Below are 15,299 nucleotides of genomic sequence, written 5' to 3' on the forward strand. Positions count from 1 at the left end.
ACCGGGCAGGAATCATAGGTGCAGCTATGATAGTTGCGTCAATCGTAGCTTCAGGGATGGTTTTCGTGGTCAAGCCGGAGCGGCTGTTCGCGCGGGATGTGGAGTGGCGGGAGCTGGGTGAGTTCGCGGCGTCGGAGCAGCCGGGTGCGTTGCTGGGGTTGGTGTACGGGCGGCGGCGGCAGGGCAAGACGCTGATGCTCGAACTGCTGGCGCGACAGGCGGGCGGGTTTCTGTTCGCGGCGACCCAGCAGAGTGAGGCGCAGAATCTGGCGGACCTGGGAGCCGCGTACGCGTCGTTCCGGGGGCTGCGACGGCCGGTGATGTTCGGTGACTGGCGGGAGGCTCTGGACGAGCTGCTGCGGATCGGCGAGGACGGTCCCGCGACTGTCGTGATCGATGAGTTCCCGTACCTGGTGTCGGCGACTCCCGCGCTTCCCTCGTACCTGCAACAGGCGCTCAGTCCGCTGAGTCATGCCAAGGAGCACACCCGCACCCGGCTGATCCTCTGTGGCAGCGCGCTGACCACCATGGCCCAGTTGCTCGGCGGAGGTGCCCCGCTGCGGGGGCGGGCGAGCATGGAACTCGTGGTGCGACCGTTCCGGTTCCGGGAGGCCGCCGCCTTCTGGGGGGTGACGGACGATCCCGAGCTGGCGTTCCAGCTGCACGCGCTGGTGGGCGGTACCCCCGCGTACAAGGAGATGTGCGGGGGCGCAGGACCGGACGGAGTGGCGGACTTCGACCGGTGGGTGGCGCGCCGACTGCTGAATCCGGCGTCGGCCATGTTCAGGGAGGGAGGGCTGCTGCTGCGCGAGGAGCCCTCGATCTCGGACCCCACCTCGTACGCCGCCGTCCTGGCGGCGGTGAGTGCGGGGCACCACCGGCGGTCGGAGATCGCCGGCGCCCTGGGCAGGCCGAGCAGTGCGCTGGCGCACCTGCTGTCCGGACTTCAGGACATCGGTCTGCTGGAGCAGGTCGAGGACGCCATAAGGGACAAGCGCAGCGTCTTCCGGGTGGCCGAGCCGGTGGTGCGGCTGCACCAACTGCTGATTCAGCGCCATGAGCCAGAACTGGTGGTGGGCCGGGCCGATCGGGTGTGGGAGGAGAACGCGGACACCGTCGCCGGGAAGATCTACGGTCCGCACTTCGAGGAACTCGCCCGCCAGTGGTGTTTCGAGCACGCCGGGTCGGAGAGCCTCGGGGGTCGGGCGAACTGGGTGCGCCCGACCGAGATCGCCTGCCGGGAGCACCGTCGCGGGCACGAACTGGATCTCGTCGTGGCCGAATCGCCCGCGTTCGGGACGGATCGGATCATCGCGATCGGCGAGGCCAAGGGAACCGTCACTCCCGTCGGCCTGCCGCAGCTGGAGCGACTGGAGCATCTGCGGGGGCTCCTGCCCAGCGCGCGGGTGGGTGCGTTGCCCAAACTGCTGCTTTTCGCCCGCTCCGGCTTCTCCGGCGATCTTCGGCGGGAGGCGGAACGACGTAGCGACGTCGAGCTGGTCGACCTGCACCGCATGTACCGCGGAGAGTGATGCGCGGAGCGCGCGTCGCGCGGGCCGAAGCCCGGTGAGGGGTGCGGTGGTCAGGGCCCGAGCGTGCGGTTCGCCGACGACCCCGGCACTCTGTGGTTCCCCCGACGTGCATGCCCGCGCGCCGAGTTCTACCGGTGAGGGCGCCTCGGTTTCCGGTCGGCACTGGCCCTGGCCGGACCTGCTGGTGCGCTGGGTCTGCCGACTGCTCGCCGAGTCGGTGGCGGACGAGCCGGGCCGCTGTGAGCGCAGCCACGCCCTCGTCACGCTTCAGGCGATGGCCGTGACGGACGCCGACATCCTGCGCCGGCTGCCGGAGAGCGAGGCACTCGGCCAGTACCTGGCCGATGCGCTGATGTACCACAACTCCTATCCGGGCCGGGCTGGGCCGCCGCCGCCGAAGTGCTGGGGGTGTTGCGGACCGGATCCGGTCCGGTGCTGCGGGCGCCTACGCCTGGGTATGAGTGTTTCCGTTGCAGGACGAGACCTTCAGGGTCTCTACCGTGGAAATCCCCAAGCATTTCATCGACGAAGGCATCTGCTTCGCGGAAGAGGATATCGACCGCGTGCAGGTGGCTACCGTGGCGACTTCGGAAGCGGTCGACAGTGTGGTGAGGGATTTGGGAATCGACCCGGACTCTCTCGATGCACCATGGAAAAACGACTTCCCACTGTAGCCGGGTGTGAAGTCCAGAGGCCCTGCCGATATCGAATCAGGTAGGGTCTCTGGTACTCACGACAACACGACCGTCAGCTTCGGAACTGGGGAACGATTTTGCGCATATCAGGCATCAACTGTGTGGTGGTCGCGGTGCTGGCTGCATTTCTTGTCAGCGCGTGCGGGGAGGACTCCGGGAAGGGGAGCGTAAATTCCGAGAGTGGGAATTCGTCGGCGAACAGCACTTCACGTAAACCGTGGACCGAGGCGGATCTGCATCGGGTGGCGCTGGGTAAGCAGGAGGGATTTGATTGGTTTGGTCGTGTGCCGATGAGTGCGGGGCCTTACGAGAGCAGAGCCGAGCCCGTCGAGTGCCGCGCGATTTCCCTGACTCTGGGGCAGAGCAGCAGTTCCTACGCGGCCAATGCGCGGATCAATCGGATGTTCAGTCGCAAGGGAGCCGGCGCCGGGGCGGTCATGACCCTTGCGTCGCACAAGATCGGTGATGCCAAACGGGTGGTGCAGGAATTCAGTACGGCGGCTGAGAAGTGTACCGCCTTCAAGGACGGTAAGAGGTCCTTCGAGGATGTCGATGTGCAACCCGATCCTGGCTACGGGGACGAATCCGTCTCCTTGCGGTTGGTCGAGGTCGTGTCGGATTCGGATGGCCCGCCGATACGGGTTCCCCACGCGGTGGTGGTGGTGCGGGAAGGCGCGACGGTCGCGATGTTCCATTCCTCTAGAAGGCCGAACGGGTCGGACGACAAGAATCCGGCCGGCATTCCGGACGAGTTGGTCAAGGCACAGGTGGAAAAGATCCGAAACTTCGGCGCCGTGAAGTAACCGTCGTCCGTCCGCAATCCGTCGATGGTTGCTAGTGCTCTGACCGGGAAGGTTCGCCGGGTTGGTGATTCCGGCGGTTGGATGTGCGGTGACGCCCATTCCGATCGCTGGGGGGTGCCTATACCAGCCCGGCCGACACCGTCCCCGGATGGGGACGACGCGGTCGAGGTGTGGCGCGGTGCCGCAATCATCCGACTGCCTCCCCTCCGGCCTTGCGCTCCGCTGCACGCCTGTGCCCCTCTTCGAGCGCGGCCTGCCATCGCCTGTTGACCTCTTCAGGCCTCTGGTGCCCGCACTCGATAAGGTTGCCCGCCCTGTCGGTGACTTCCGCGTAGCAGTCACCGTTCTCGATCCAGACGGCGACGTTCTCGATCCCCGCCGACCGGTCGTCGTCATCCACCCAGAAGGTTATGGAGAAGGCCAGCTCATCGCCGTTGTAGTTGGATCGGACCCGGAACGTCTCGTCCGGCCTGAGCCATCGATCCTCACCAAGTGGCTCCAGCCACATGACGAGCCATCCTTTTGCATCGTTGCGGACATCCACGACAGCCATGTCCGCACCCTAGCCTCCCCGTTTCAGTCGGCTTGGCTGGGCCGAACTGGTCGCCATGGCCGTGGTTGTCAGCTGTTTCTCGCCCGGTGGGCATAGCTGAGGCCCCCGCGCGGTCCGGGGCGCCACGGCGTGCCAGGCGCCGACCCCCTCTCTGGGCCGGCGCCTCGACGCAGTGGTGGTGTTCAGCTGCCTGCCCGCCGTCCTGAGGCCCCAGACCTGCCGCCGGTGCCGATTCGGTGCTGAGAGCCTGTGTCATATCCCCGGCCGGGCGCGCGACGCCTGGCACGCACACTCGCCGCGTTGCCGAAACGCCCACGTGACTCCGCCACGAGGGCGCTCCGGCGCCTTGCGATTGCACGCACCAGACGCCGCGCGCTGATCCGACCGGGGATATGACACAGGCTCTGACTTGGTCAGCAGGGGCGTGCTCCCTCCGGGCCGCGCAGCCGGGCGAGGAGACCGGCGATCTCGCGGGTCTCCTCGTGGTCCTCGCCGAGGACGACGCACATGTCCTCGTGGAGGGCGTCGAGGACGCCCTCGGCCTCGGTGCGGCGGCCCTCGGAGAAGAGGAGGACGCCGATGCTGTGACGCAGGTCGAGAGCGGTCTCGGAGGCGTCCCCGTCCACGTCGGACACGACCTCCAGCACCTCCTGGAACTCCCGCAGGGCGACGGTGGCCTGACCGAGGTTGGCCCGGCAGTGGGCGGCGTGTCGACGGCACTCCAGCGTGCTGTCGTCGGCCGGTCCCGCCGTACGGGCGTAGACGGCGGCCAACGCGTCGAACTCCGGTAAGGCACGCCGGAAGTCCTCGCCGGCCATGAGGACCGCCGCGCGCTGCCGCCGCAGACCGAGCACACGGGGGTTCTGTGCGCCGAGCGCGGTGGCCGCCGTGGCGATCACTGCCTTGAGGACGTCCGCGGCCTGGGCGAACCGCCCGCTCTCGGCGAGGTCCGCGGACCGGGCGTAGGCGTCCCGGATCGCGTCCCGCAGCACGGTGTCGGCGCGTGCCGGGACCGGTACGGGGGCCATCGGCTCGGGTGGGGGGCACAGATGCCGTGGTCCGCCGCAGGGGTGCGTTCGGCTGCCGGTAGACCACCGTCGGGTCGGGAACCGCGGAAGGGGAGCCGCCGTGGGTGAGGGCCACGGGATCGGCAGCCGATCCCGGTTGCGGCAGGTGCGGCGCGAGGCGCTCGTACACCGCGTACGCGTCGGTCGGACGCTGCTCGGGCGCCTTGGCCAGCAGGTCCAGGGTCAGCGCCTCCAGGCCCTCCGGCACCTCGGGCCGCAGGGTGCGCAGCGGCTTCGGCGGCACGTTCATGTGCTGGTGCAGGAGCTGGTAGTCGCTGTCGCCACTGAAGACCGGCTGCCCGGCCAGGAGTTCGTGCAGCATGCAGCCGAGTGCGTAGAGGTCGCTGAGCGGGGTGATCTGCGCGTTGTCGATCTGCTCGGGTGGCATGTACCGGCTGGTGCCGATCCGGTCGCCGGTGGCTGTGAGCCGGGTGACGTCCGTGCCCAGCAGTTTCGCGATACCGAAATCCAGCACCTTGACCGTGCCGTCCGTGGCGATCAGGACGTTGTCCGGCTTCAGGTCGCGGTGCACGACCGGGATCGCGTGGGCGTACGACAGGACCGTGCAGATCTGCGCGGCGATCGACGCGGCCCAGCTCACCGGGAGCCGCGTCGCCGCGCCGTCCTCCGCGCCTGTGAGCACCCTGCGCAGGGAGATCCCGCGCACGTACTCCATCACCAGGTACAGCCGCTCGTACGACGCCTCGTCGAGTACCGCGTCGAACACCTGGGGCACTCCGTGATGCCCGATCCGAGCGGTGACGCGTGCCTCGCGTTCGAAGCGGCGGGTGAACTCCCGCGCCTGCGCGGGTGTCGCGACGACGTCGGGCCGGATGAGCTTGACCGCGATCTCCCGGTCGAGAACGGCGTCGTAGCCCCGCCAGACCGTGCCCATACCGCCGGACTCGATCTCCTCGATCAGCTCATAGCGGCCCTGCTCGCCGATCTTCCGTGTGTGTGCGACGCGTTGCGTCCCCGCGTTCCGAGTCGCTCTGATGCCTCGTCAGTCGATTGTTGTACACGGTATCGACTGACGGCGGGGCGCGCGGCGGGTCAGCGAGGACGGCCGCGACGCCGGAGGGGACGACGACGAGTACGAATGGGTGAGGTGAACGTGCCAGCTGTCCGAGCAGGGGGCGTCACTCTCCCTGATCGGGCACCCGGAGCGTAGTGTCCCTGGACGGCCCTCGGCCCCGGCTGCCTGACCCACGGGGTGGCGCCGGGGCCTCTTCGCAAAGGTCGGCACCCTGTCCTCCGCGGCCGGAGACAGGGAACCAGCGCAGGGCCGTTCAGTGGCTCGCCCCCTGGGCTCCGGGTGTCGGCGCCTCAGCCAGCCGAGAAGGGGTGTATCCGCTGACGTGGAAAATGACAAGACCGGGCTATCGGCCGGTGCCCGGGATCGACTCCTCTCAGACCGCGATGACCTGCTGAGCCAGCAGCAGTGCCAGCGGGCCTCCCTGAAGCAGGAAGCGTCCCTCGGTGGCGGCCCGGATCGCGTCAGGCATCGGCCACCACATGAGCTTGAAGCTCTCCTCACTGGGCGTGAGCTGTTGCGGGCCGAAGGTAAGACCTTCGGCCAGGAAAAGGTGGATGCGGGCAGTGGAGTTCAGGGTGATGGCGTACGAGCCGAGGGGCCGCCAGGTCTGGGCGGTGACGCCGGCTTCCTCACGCAACTCGCGCCGGGCGCACTCCGCCGGTGTCTCGCCGTCCTCCCGACGTCCTCCGGGCAGGAACACGTACTCGCCGCCGTGCTGGGGGAACTCGGCGGTCAGGACGGCGACCATGCCGTCCGCGTCTCGGGCCACGATGACGGAAGCGTCGCGCCTCGTCCCCCGTTGGGATGTGTCGGTCATGGCCGGGGAGCGTAGCCGCCTACTCTGACAGCCAGGCCGCGAACGGCACGTTCAGCACGGTCGGGTGAGCGATGCCACGGCCGTGGTAGCCGTCTTCCCCGAAAGCGTCGCCGTGGTCGGAGCACATGATGATCAGCCATCTCTTCTTGCCGGTGAGCCCGTCGACCAGGCGGCCGAGGTGTTCGTCGGCGTACGCGAGCGCTGCGGCCTGTGAGTGCCAGGAGTCGCCACTGTCGCCTGTGTAGTGGCCGTGGGGGACGTGGGTGGCGGAGACGTTGACGAACAGGAACAGCGGCCGTTTGGCGTACTGCTCGGCGACGGTCAGGGCGTGGTCGACCTGGTGGCGAGTGGAGTCGGGCTCCGGGGAACAGAACTGGGCCGCCAGTGGTCCTCGTCGAACATGTCGGGCAGCACCGACCCGAGCGGTGTCTCCCGCGAGAAGTAGGTCACCCCGCCGATGCACACGGTGCGATAGCCGTGCCGGTCGAGCCCGATGAGGAGGTTCGGCGCGTCGAAGACGAACGTGCCCGCATCGACAGTCTTGAACGCGGGCGGGCGGCACTCCCACAGCCGCGGCGGCTGCACGGGCTGCGGGAGCTTGGGCAGGAAGCCGGAGAAGAACGGTACGACGGCATCCGGCTGGTCGAAGACAGCCTAGACATCGAGACCTGCGAAGGCGCGGCGACCATCGGCCTGGAACTGGTGGACACCGCGCGTCGTTCGACACCGTCCTGATTGCTCTCGGCGGTGGGGCGCTGGCCACTGGCGTGGGTCATGTGGTGAAGGCATTGGCACCCGAAGTCGAGGTGATCTGCGTCCAGCCGCTGGGCGCACCGGCGCTGACACACTCGTGGCGCCAACGACGTGTCGTCACCACCGACTCGACCGACACCATCGCTGACGGCGTCGCCGGCCGGTGTCCCATCCCGGCCGTCCTGGACGACCTCCTCCTGGTCGCCGACGACGCCGTCCTGGTCCAGGAAGCGTCGATCACCGCCGGTATGCGGATGCTCCTCGACCACGCCGGCCTCGTCGTCGAACCCTCGGCCGCGCTCGGCATCGCGGCGATCCTCGAAGACCGTGACCGCTTCGCCGGCCGACACGTCGTCACCATCGTGTGCGGCAGCAACGTCGACGTAGACGCCTACCACCGCTGGGTCGGCCCGGCTCCCATCCACAGGCCTTGACAATTGCTCCTGGCGGTGCAGTGCGCGGCAGGTCCTACAGCAGGTGGTCGGCCTTGCCGGCCTTGATGTCGGTGATGAGGGTGCGCAGGGCTTCGAGGGAGTCGGTGAGGTAGTGGTCCTCTTGGCCGGCAACGGCTATGTAGGCGTTGCCTTCGGCGTCGGTGCCGAGGCGGAAGCAGGAGCTGCCCTCGGCGCAGAAGGGGTTCTCCCAGGTGATGTCGCGCACTGGTGCTCCTCACAGTTGGCGTGCGAGTTCACGAATGAAGTCTCGGGACTGCTCTGGCGGCAGTGCCAGACCTTCCAACAGATCGAGTTGTGCCCGGTATTTCGCCAACTGCCCCTCGGCGTGGAGGAAGGTGGGTCCGTGGGAGCTGTCCACCTGCACTGTATCGAGCTGCGGTACGGGTCCTTCGATGTGGACGACGGTCTGACCGGCTCCAGGGAAGGCGCCGTGGGTGAAGGGGAGGACGAGCACGGTGACGTTGTCCCGCTCGGAGACCTCCAGCAGGTACTCCAACTGGGCGCGGGCCACGTCGGTACCGCCGAACCGCATCCGCAGTGCGGCCTCGTGGATGACAGCGACGTACGGGGTCGCGGTGTCGCCGGTGATCACCTGCTGGCGTTCCGAACGCAGCGCGAGTCGCAGGGCAACCTCGTGCTCGGGCAGAGCAGGGACCGCGGCTCGGAAGATGGCCATCGCCTGTTCCGATGTCTGGAGCATGCCCGGCACGTGCACGGTGTTGGCGCCGCGCATGCGTACAGCGTTGCTTTCCGTTTCTGCGATGTCCAGCAGGCCTTGGGGCAGGATGCCTCGATAGCGTTCCCACCAGCCTGTACTCACCTGGGCCATCTCTACGAGCGCCTCGACGTATGCCTCATCGGTCACATCGCAGTTGCACGCCAGTGTGCGCAGGCGGTCGGTGCTGATGCCCCGAACTCCTGACTCGATGTTGGAGATCTTGCCTCGGTCCACACCCAGTAGGCCCGCCGCGAACTCTGCGGACATGCCTGCCACAGTACGGATGCGCCGCAGCTCACTTCCCAGTCGCTTCTGCCGTTCCGTGGGGGTCGTCCTCGGGGGCATGGGGTTCCTTCCATCCGGCGGGTCCGCTCTGTCGCACTCGGAGGCCGCCTTACCTCTCGGTGGTGAATTCTCTTGAGCGCGTGAAAAATTTACCACCGCTTGCTCTACTGTCAGTATCGCGCAAGTTACACACCGCAATGCCGGAAGCGCACCGCGCGAGCATGCCCGCCTGCCCTGGGACGGGTGTGTCCGCGGCCAGGGCGGTAGGTCACCGGCGACCCCAAACCCCTTACACAGACGTGGAGTTCGTCATGCCCGAGGTCCCTTTCGTGCCCGTCCACTGGCGCTTCCCCGCCCACCCCACCTCCGTACGGCGGGCCCGGCACGCCGTCGCCGAATCGCTGCCGCAGGTCCTACGCCCCCACCTCGGCGACGACCTGGGCCTGGTGACCTCGGAGCTGGTCACCAACGCCATCCGTCACGGCGTTTGCGGGGAGGGCGAGGACCTCATCGAACTCGTCCTGTGGCCCGCCGACGGACACTACTGGCTCGCCGTCTCCGACCCGGGTACCGGCAAACCCGAACTGGCCCACCCGGGCGCCGACTCCGAGAGCGGTCGGGGGCTGATCCTCGTCGACAGCCTTGCCGCCGCCTGGACCGTCCGGCCCCGCCCCACGCGTGGGACGTCTGTGATCGCGGGACTCTCGTTCCGCCAGAGAGGTTGACCAGGCGGAGCGGCCGTTGGAGGGCGTGGGCGAGGCGTCGAGGACGCTGTCGGTGCCCGGCCTGAGGACGTGGTCCGCTCGGTGGTCTACGTGCGCAGTGACGACAGCGATGTCCTGGCCGGCGCCTGGCGTCGGCTGCACGGCTCCGTCGTGGGTCCGGCACTGCCCTCCGTCGGCATGCTCCTGGGCATGGAGCAGCTCGGCCCGGGACAGCTGGTCGAGGTGGACCTCACTGTGGCGCTGCCTGACTGAGCGGTGTTCGTTGTGTGGGTGAGAGCGGCTGGACGGGCTGTGGTGCAAACGCTGCTGTCGGCTCGCAAGCCCAGCAGGGTGAACCGCCCCGGCTCGGTTGGGGACCGAGTGGAGGACGCGGTCGTGGTGCTGCCGTTGCCGGCGCGAGTCCCTCGACGATCAGCGGCAGGTCACGGCGCCGACGTCGGCCGACGACACCGACCGGGCCGGCGCAGGCTTCGAACAGCGAAACGCCCGGGTCCGTCGGTCTGACGGGCCCGGGCGTCTGCTCGCGGTGTCGGTGGCGGGGTGGGCGTGCCCTGGCGGGCGGGAGGCGGTGCCCCGCTACCCGGTCTTCGGGCGCGTCCTCGCTACCCGGTCTTCGGGCGCGTCGCCTCGCCGCTGACGCCGGTCACCTCATCGCACCTCCTTCGCGTACTGCGCGACCGTGATCCGGTCGAGCAGCGGCGCGTAGCGGGAGCGGAGCAGCACCCCGGGGAAGGTGTCCGAGGCGTAGGTGGTGCCGTCGAAGTTGGGCAGTTCCTCGGAGCGGAAGGTGAGCGTGTTCTGTCCCTTCTCGAGCTGGACCGGGACGGTCAGCTCCCAGAAGTCGTTCTGGTGGAAGGTGTGCGGGAAGGTGACCCGCTGCGTCGTGCCGCCGTTGGCGGTGAGGTCGGCGTGGCGGGCGAGCGGGTCCGGGTTGTAGTGGGTGGCCGGGGACTGTTCGGGGTTGGAGTAGCGGATGCGCAGCGCGTACAGGCCCGACCTGTCCGCGGCGACGGTGAACGTGGCCGTGTTGCCGTTGCCCGGGTCACCGCCGATGCCGGTGATGGCGGTGCCGTCCGTGGCCAGGGAGAGCGGGCTGAGCGTGGCCGAGCCGGCGAGGGTGGCGTCCTGCGCCTCGTACGTACGCGTCTTGAGGGTGCCCTCGGTCGGGGTGACCGTCAGGCGGTCGACGAGGGTGGTGGACGAACCTCCGGTCACCGTCACCTTGTTGACGCCGCCGGACAGGGAGACCGCGACGCTGTCCCCGTCCTTGCCCAGGCGCAGGACGCGCTGGCCGTTGACGGAGACGCGGGCGCCCGTGCCGCCGAGGGTGTCGATCCTGAGGGTGGCTTCGCGGTCGGCGGGGGAGTAGACCCAGAAGGTGGCGGTGCCCTTCTTCGGGAGCCGGGCCGCGCCCGATCCCGTGTCCGCCCGCTTCGGCAGGTCGTAGAGGGGCCGTGCCCCGCCGTCCAGCCAGGCCAGTTCACCCTCGTACACCTGGGTGCTCGAGGATGCCTCGGGGAGGGAGAGAGTGAGGCGGTCGACGATGGCGTCGCCCTTGGTGACGCCCTTGCCGTCGGCGCTCTTCGCGGCGAGAGTCAGGGTGTGCTTGCCCTTGGTGAGTTTCACCGTGGTGTCGGTGTGGTCCCAGACCACCCACTTGTAGCCGAGGGGCAGGTACAGCTCCTGCTCGCTGTCCGCCTTGCCGTCCACGCGCAGGAAGACGTTGGTGGGGCCCTGTTCCTTCACCTTGTCGAAGGTGTTGAGGGAGTTGGCGAAGACACTCAGGTCGTAGGTGCCGTCCTCGGGCACGTCCACGGTGAAGTCGAGGGTGACGTCCGAGCCGGTGCGCAGGCCGCCGACGTTGTAGCCGCCGGAGGTGTAGAACTTCGACACATCACGGGGCGAGCCCTCGGGACCGTTCTTGGAGTAGCCGGAACCGGTGTGAGCGGCGTCCTCCGCCTCGTACGAGCTCTGCCAGCGCACCGGCGGGGACTGCGTGGCCTTCGCCTTTCCGGCCGGGCTGAGGGCGATCTCGTACGCCGAGGACTCCTTGAGCTTTGGCAGCGTGCCGTCGCCGAAGCCGAGGGAGACCGTGCCGTCGCTCGAGACCTCCACGTTCTGCTCGGCCAGCAGCTTCGGGCCCGAGGAATCGCCCACCTGCCCGGTCCACTCGATCTCCCGCACCCAGGCGTGCACGCTCTGTCCGAAGAGCTCCTCCGGAACGCCCGCGAAGGTGATGTGGCCCTTGCCGGTGGAGCCGCCGAAGATCAGCCGTGCCTGCTTCTTCTTCTCGTCGAGGGTGGCGACGCCCTGCATGGTGTAGTTCTCGCCGGGGAACGGCGGGTTCACCGTCACCGTGTGCCCGCTCATCGAGGCGTACGCGTTGAGCAGCCACCATTGCCCGTTGCCGCGGTTCGACTGCACGGCGGAGTCGGAGAGGTTGCCGTCGATGTTCCAGTACGCGATGTCGGCGTCCACCTTGGACTCCTCGATCGCGGACACCCACTGGATCATCTGGCCCGGAACCGAGGTGTGGTAGTTGAAGGCGTACTCGTTGATGTTGATGGGGAGTTGGGTGCCCTCATGGTCGGTGCCCTTGAACAGCTCCTTCTCCCACGCCCGGTACTTGGCGACGCTCGCGCGTACCGCTTCCGGGTGGCTCAGTTCGTGCCAGGTGATCACCTCGGGGACGGTGTCGGCGGCCAGGGTGTGCGCGAGGAAGCCCTTCACCTGGTCGAAGAGGACGCTGGTGTTGGGGCCGGCGATGCGCGCGTCGGGCATCTTGCCCTTGATGAGCTTGTAGGCGCTGTCCCACGCGGCGAGGAAGTCGTCGGGGTCGCTCAGCCAGCTGACCTTGTTGTAGCTCCACTGGCCGGTGCCGAACATGTTGCCCTCGGGCTCGTTGAACGGCACGAAGACGATGTTGTCCTGGTACTGCTCCGGCAGTCGCAGGACCTGGTCCACCTGCTTGGCGATCTTCTCCTCGTAGAGCTTGAGCTTCTGCGCGGGGGAGTCGCCCGGCCACTCGTAGGGGAACCCGCGGTGGATGTCGGTCATGTAGATGTAGACGTCACCGTCGGTGGAGTCGGCCAGCGGCTTCACCACCTCCAGCGCGTCGGCACCGGGGTGTTGCGGGCCGTCCTGCGCCTTGGTGGAGACTGTGCGCAGGCCCATGCCCTCGATGAGGTTGTTGCTGGGGACGTCCGGTCCGTACACGCCGTAGAGCGTGCCGGAGGCACCGCCGTGGAACGCGCCGGTGTCCGAGCCGAGGTCGACGGTGAGCTGCCCCTCGCGGACCACGGTGACCGTCGCCTTGACGCCACGTCCGGCTGCCGTGCCCGACACCGTGAAGGAACCGGGCTGGGCGTACTTGTCGGACGGTACGGCGTCCCAGGTGATCGGCAGATCGCGGTCGTAGCCGTCGGAGAAGGAGGCGCGGACGGCGGTGGGGAGGGACGGAGCGGTTCCGGTGGTCGTACGGACCTCGAAGGACGTCTTCGAGAGATCCTGGACCGTCGGCATGTCCCCGACCGTACCGGCCACCTGTTCGGCGCTCAGCGCCGAGTGCCACACCGTGAAGTCGTCGATCGCGCCCTTGAGCAGCGGGTCCGGCCAGAAGGACTTGCCGATGTAGCCGGCGGCCGTGGCCGAGCCGTCCAGCAGGTCCTTGGCCTTGATCGGCGTCGCGGCGGAGGAGACCGCCACGCCGTCGAGGTAGGTGGTGAGCCGGCCGGCGGCGGTGTCGAGGGTGACGGTGACCGTCCGCCACTCGTTCGCGGGGAGCGCCGCGTAGCCGCGGACCTGTGCCTCCGCGCCGCCTCCGCCGGTGGTCACGGAGGTCTGGAACAGCCCGTTGCCGTTGTACGGGGTGCTGAAGAGGTACTTGGTAGTGTTGGTGCCCAGATCGAAGATCCGCTGCCAGGACGACTTGTCGCCGCCCCACTTCACGCGGGCGGACACCGTCAGGTCGGTCGCGTCGCCGACCACTCCGCGGGGCAGGCGGACGTACGCGCCGTCGGATGTGGGCGCCCCGCCGGGCAGGGCGAGCGCCTTGCCGCCGTTCGTGCCGTCGACGGACTGGGCGGTGGAGCCGTTCACCAGGCTCGCCGTCAGACCGTTGCCGGAACTGTCGGTGATCTTCCCGGACGCGAGGTCGTCCTCGTCGAAGGTGTAGCGGGCCGTGGGCTGGGGCGTGTCGGCCGCCTGTGCGGGGACGGCCGGCGCGACCAGTACGCCGGCGCCGAGGGCCAGGGCCACGGCGGCCGGGGCCCGGCGCCGGGCGGATCTGTCAGCGGATGGCATGGATCGCGTCCTCAATCCTTGAGTAACGGGTCCCGGTCGGCCCGCCTCGGTCGGATGCTCGTGCGCATGCCGTTGCCGGCGAGGAGGCTCCGGGATGACGTGTGGTCGAATCGGTTCGATCACATGCGCCCCAGAGGTAAGGGGCTTGTCCAGGTGGCAGTGGCGACGCTCCGCACGGCAAGGGCCGTGGGGGAGCGGGCCCCGGTCGCCGGAAGGATCACTTCATCGAACCGGTTCGCAGGAAGCTAGCACCGGGGAAATCGCCCAGCAATACCTCTGACACAAGCGAAGTCCCGGATCCTCCGGATTCCCGTGCTGTACGAGAAGTGTCGTTTCAGGTGTTGACAGGTGTCCGGCTTGTTCCTACCTTCACTTCACGCGAACCGGTTCGACGACCGGTGGTCGTTCTCTTCACAGCCCAGCATCCACGCGAGTCGGACGCTCTGCCTCATGGCAGTATCGAACCGGTTCGAAAAAGGAGTTCTCCGTGAACATCGGTGAGATCGCCCGGCGGGCCGGTGTCTCGCGGAGCACCGTGTCGTATGCGTTGAGTGGCAAGCGGCCGGTGTCGGACGACACGCGGCAGAAGATCCAGCGGGTGATCGATGAGCTGGGTTATCGGCCCAATGCGAGTGCGCGGGCCCTGGCCAATGGCCGGACCAGCACGATCGGTCTGGTGTTCCCGCCGGCTGGGAACCATTACACGGGGATGCAGCTGGACTTCATCGGCAGTGTGGTGGAGGCGGCCGCGGCGTATGACTACGACGTGCTGCTGTCTCCGAGTGGTGTGGACAGTGACCGTTCGTTCCAGCGGTTGCTGGGGGAGCGGCGGGTGGACGGCGCGATCCTGATGGAGATCAGGCTGGAGGACGACCGGGTCGATCACCTGGCCGCGCTGGGCTTTCCCTCGGTTGCCATCGGCCGCACCGCGCATCCGGAGGGCGGCTGGTGGGTGGGGTTGGACCACACGGCTCTGGTGGAGGCGTGTGTGCACCATCTGGCGGATCTCGGTCATCGGCGGGTGGCTTTCGTCAACCGGCCGGAGGGGTTGCTGCGGGCGGGGTATGAGTCCGCGCACCGGGGGCTGGACGGGTTCACCAAGGCCGCGGCGGAGCGCGGGCTGGCGGTGCGGACGTACTGCTGCGGGGATGATGCCGCTTCGGGGCAGGCGTGCCTGGAGCGGATCCTGCACGATGAGCCGGCCACGACGGGTCTGGTGACGCTGAACGAGGCTGCTCTGGGCGGTCTTTACCGGGGGCTTGCCGAGGCGGGCCGTCATGTGCCGCGGGACTTCTCCGTCACCGGGGTGGTGGCCGGCCGCTGGGCGGAGACGGTGACGCCGCAGCTCACCGCGGCGGATGTGCCGGCGGAGGAGATGGGCCGTCGTGCTGTCGATCTGCTCGTCGAGCGGCTGGATCATCCCGGCGCGTCGCCCCGGCACCATCTTCTCGCGCCGCCGATCTCGTTGCGGGCCAGCACCGGACCCGCCCACGGCACCTCCTGAATCCGAAGGCCCCGGCCTCCGCCCCAATTCCGACCACGACACACGGGCATATTC

General features: G+C 68.5%; 12 protein-coding genes and 2 pseudogenes. 7 read left to right on the forward strand and 7 right to left on the reverse strand.

Annotation, left to right across the window (positions count from 1 at the left end):
- Window positions 1–56 precede the first annotated feature (56 nt).
- From FNH04_RS03680 to FNH04_RS03685, 3 genes are all read left to right on the forward strand, one after another.
- A complete protein-coding gene (locus tag FNH04_RS03680; protein ID WP_152780233.1) occupies window positions 57–1,532 on the forward strand; it encodes an AAA family ATPase in 1,476 nt (491 codons plus the stop codon).
- 500 nt (window positions 1,533–2,032) lie between these two features.
- A complete protein-coding gene (locus tag FNH04_RS46350) occupies window positions 2,033–2,206 on the forward strand; it encodes a hypothetical protein (RefSeq protein ID WP_194236538.1) in 174 nt (57 codons plus the stop codon).
- Window positions 2,207–2,331: 125 nt separating this feature from the next.
- Complete coding sequence (locus tag FNH04_RS03685) at window positions 2,332–3,030, forward strand: hypothetical protein (protein WP_152780235.1); 699 nt, start codon at window positions 2,332–2,334, stop codon at window positions 3,028–3,030.
- A 187-nt stretch (window positions 3,031–3,217) separates the two neighbouring features.
- On the opposite strand, the gene FNH04_RS03690 is transcribed toward FNH04_RS03685, so the two are convergent.
- The 4 genes and pseudogenes from FNH04_RS03690 to FNH04_RS47335 form a co-directional block, all read right to left on the reverse strand.
- A complete protein-coding gene (locus tag FNH04_RS03690; RefSeq protein ID WP_152780237.1) occupies window positions 3,218–3,583 on the reverse strand; it encodes a hypothetical protein in 366 nt (121 codons plus the stop codon).
- Between the two features lie 413 nt (window positions 3,584–3,996).
- Window positions 3,997–5,545: pseudogene (locus tag FNH04_RS49305) on the reverse strand (protein kinase domain-containing protein).
- 514 nt (window positions 5,546–6,059) lie between these two features.
- Entirely contained in the window at window positions 6,060–6,503 is a 444-nt protein-coding gene (locus FNH04_RS03700) for an NUDIX hydrolase (protein ID WP_152780239.1), read from the reverse strand.
- Between the two features lie 19 nt (window positions 6,504–6,522).
- On the reverse strand, window positions 6,523–6,966 hold the full coding sequence (locus FNH04_RS47335; RefSeq protein WP_322722557.1) for a sulfatase-like hydrolase/transferase: 444 nt from the start codon (window positions 6,964–6,966) through the stop codon (window positions 6,523–6,525).
- A gap of 158 nt (window positions 6,967–7,124) precedes the next feature.
- On the opposite strand from FNH04_RS47335, the pseudogene FNH04_RS03710 reads away from it, so the two are divergent.
- Window positions 7,125–7,690, forward strand: a pseudogene (locus FNH04_RS03710) (pyridoxal-phosphate dependent enzyme); the annotation flags it as partial.
- Between the two features lie 34 nt (window positions 7,691–7,724).
- On the opposite strand, the gene FNH04_RS03715 reads toward FNH04_RS03710, so the two are convergent.
- The gene (locus FNH04_RS03715; protein ID WP_322722558.1) at window positions 7,725–7,916 is read right to left on the reverse strand and encodes a hypothetical protein; all 192 of its coding nucleotides are present in this window, start codon (window positions 7,914–7,916) and stop codon (window positions 7,725–7,727) included.
- 9 nt (window positions 7,917–7,925) lie between these two features.
- The gene (locus FNH04_RS03720; protein WP_152780241.1) at window positions 7,926–8,774 is read right to left on the reverse strand and encodes a helix-turn-helix domain-containing protein; all 849 of its coding nucleotides are present in this window, start codon (window positions 8,772–8,774) and stop codon (window positions 7,926–7,928) included.
- Window positions 8,775–9,025: 251 nt separating this feature from the next.
- Here FNH04_RS03720 and FNH04_RS03725 point away from each other — a divergent pair, with 251 nt between their 5' ends.
- Window positions 9,026–9,439, forward strand: coding sequence for an ATP-binding protein (locus FNH04_RS03725; protein WP_152780243.1), 414 nt, complete (start codon window positions 9,026–9,028; stop codon window positions 9,437–9,439).
- Between the two features lie 69 nt (window positions 9,440–9,508).
- On the forward strand, window positions 9,509–9,691 hold the full coding sequence (locus FNH04_RS03730; RefSeq protein ID WP_152780245.1) for a hypothetical protein: 183 nt from the start codon (window positions 9,509–9,511) through the stop codon (window positions 9,689–9,691).
- Window positions 9,692–10,087: 396 nt separating this feature from the next.
- Here FNH04_RS03730 and FNH04_RS03735 read toward each other — a convergent pair whose 3' ends face one another.
- Window positions 10,088–13,741 (reverse strand): LamG-like jellyroll fold domain-containing protein, encoded by a 3,654-nt coding sequence (locus FNH04_RS03735; RefSeq protein ID WP_152780247.1) that lies wholly within the window; start codon window positions 13,739–13,741, stop codon window positions 10,088–10,090.
- Between the two features lie 487 nt (window positions 13,742–14,228).
- On the opposite strand from FNH04_RS03735, the gene FNH04_RS03740 reads away from it, so the two are divergent.
- Window positions 14,229–15,245: a LacI family DNA-binding transcriptional regulator gene (locus tag FNH04_RS03740; RefSeq protein ID WP_322722559.1), complete on the forward strand. Its 1,017-nt coding sequence runs from the start codon at window positions 14,229–14,231 to the stop codon at window positions 15,243–15,245.
- Window positions 15,246–15,299: the final 54 nt, after the last annotated feature.

It is taken from the genome of Streptomyces phyllanthi, assembly GCF_009377205.1.
Taxonomy (GTDB): domain Bacteria; phylum Actinomycetota; class Actinomycetes; order Streptomycetales; family Streptomycetaceae; genus Streptomyces; species Streptomyces phyllanthi.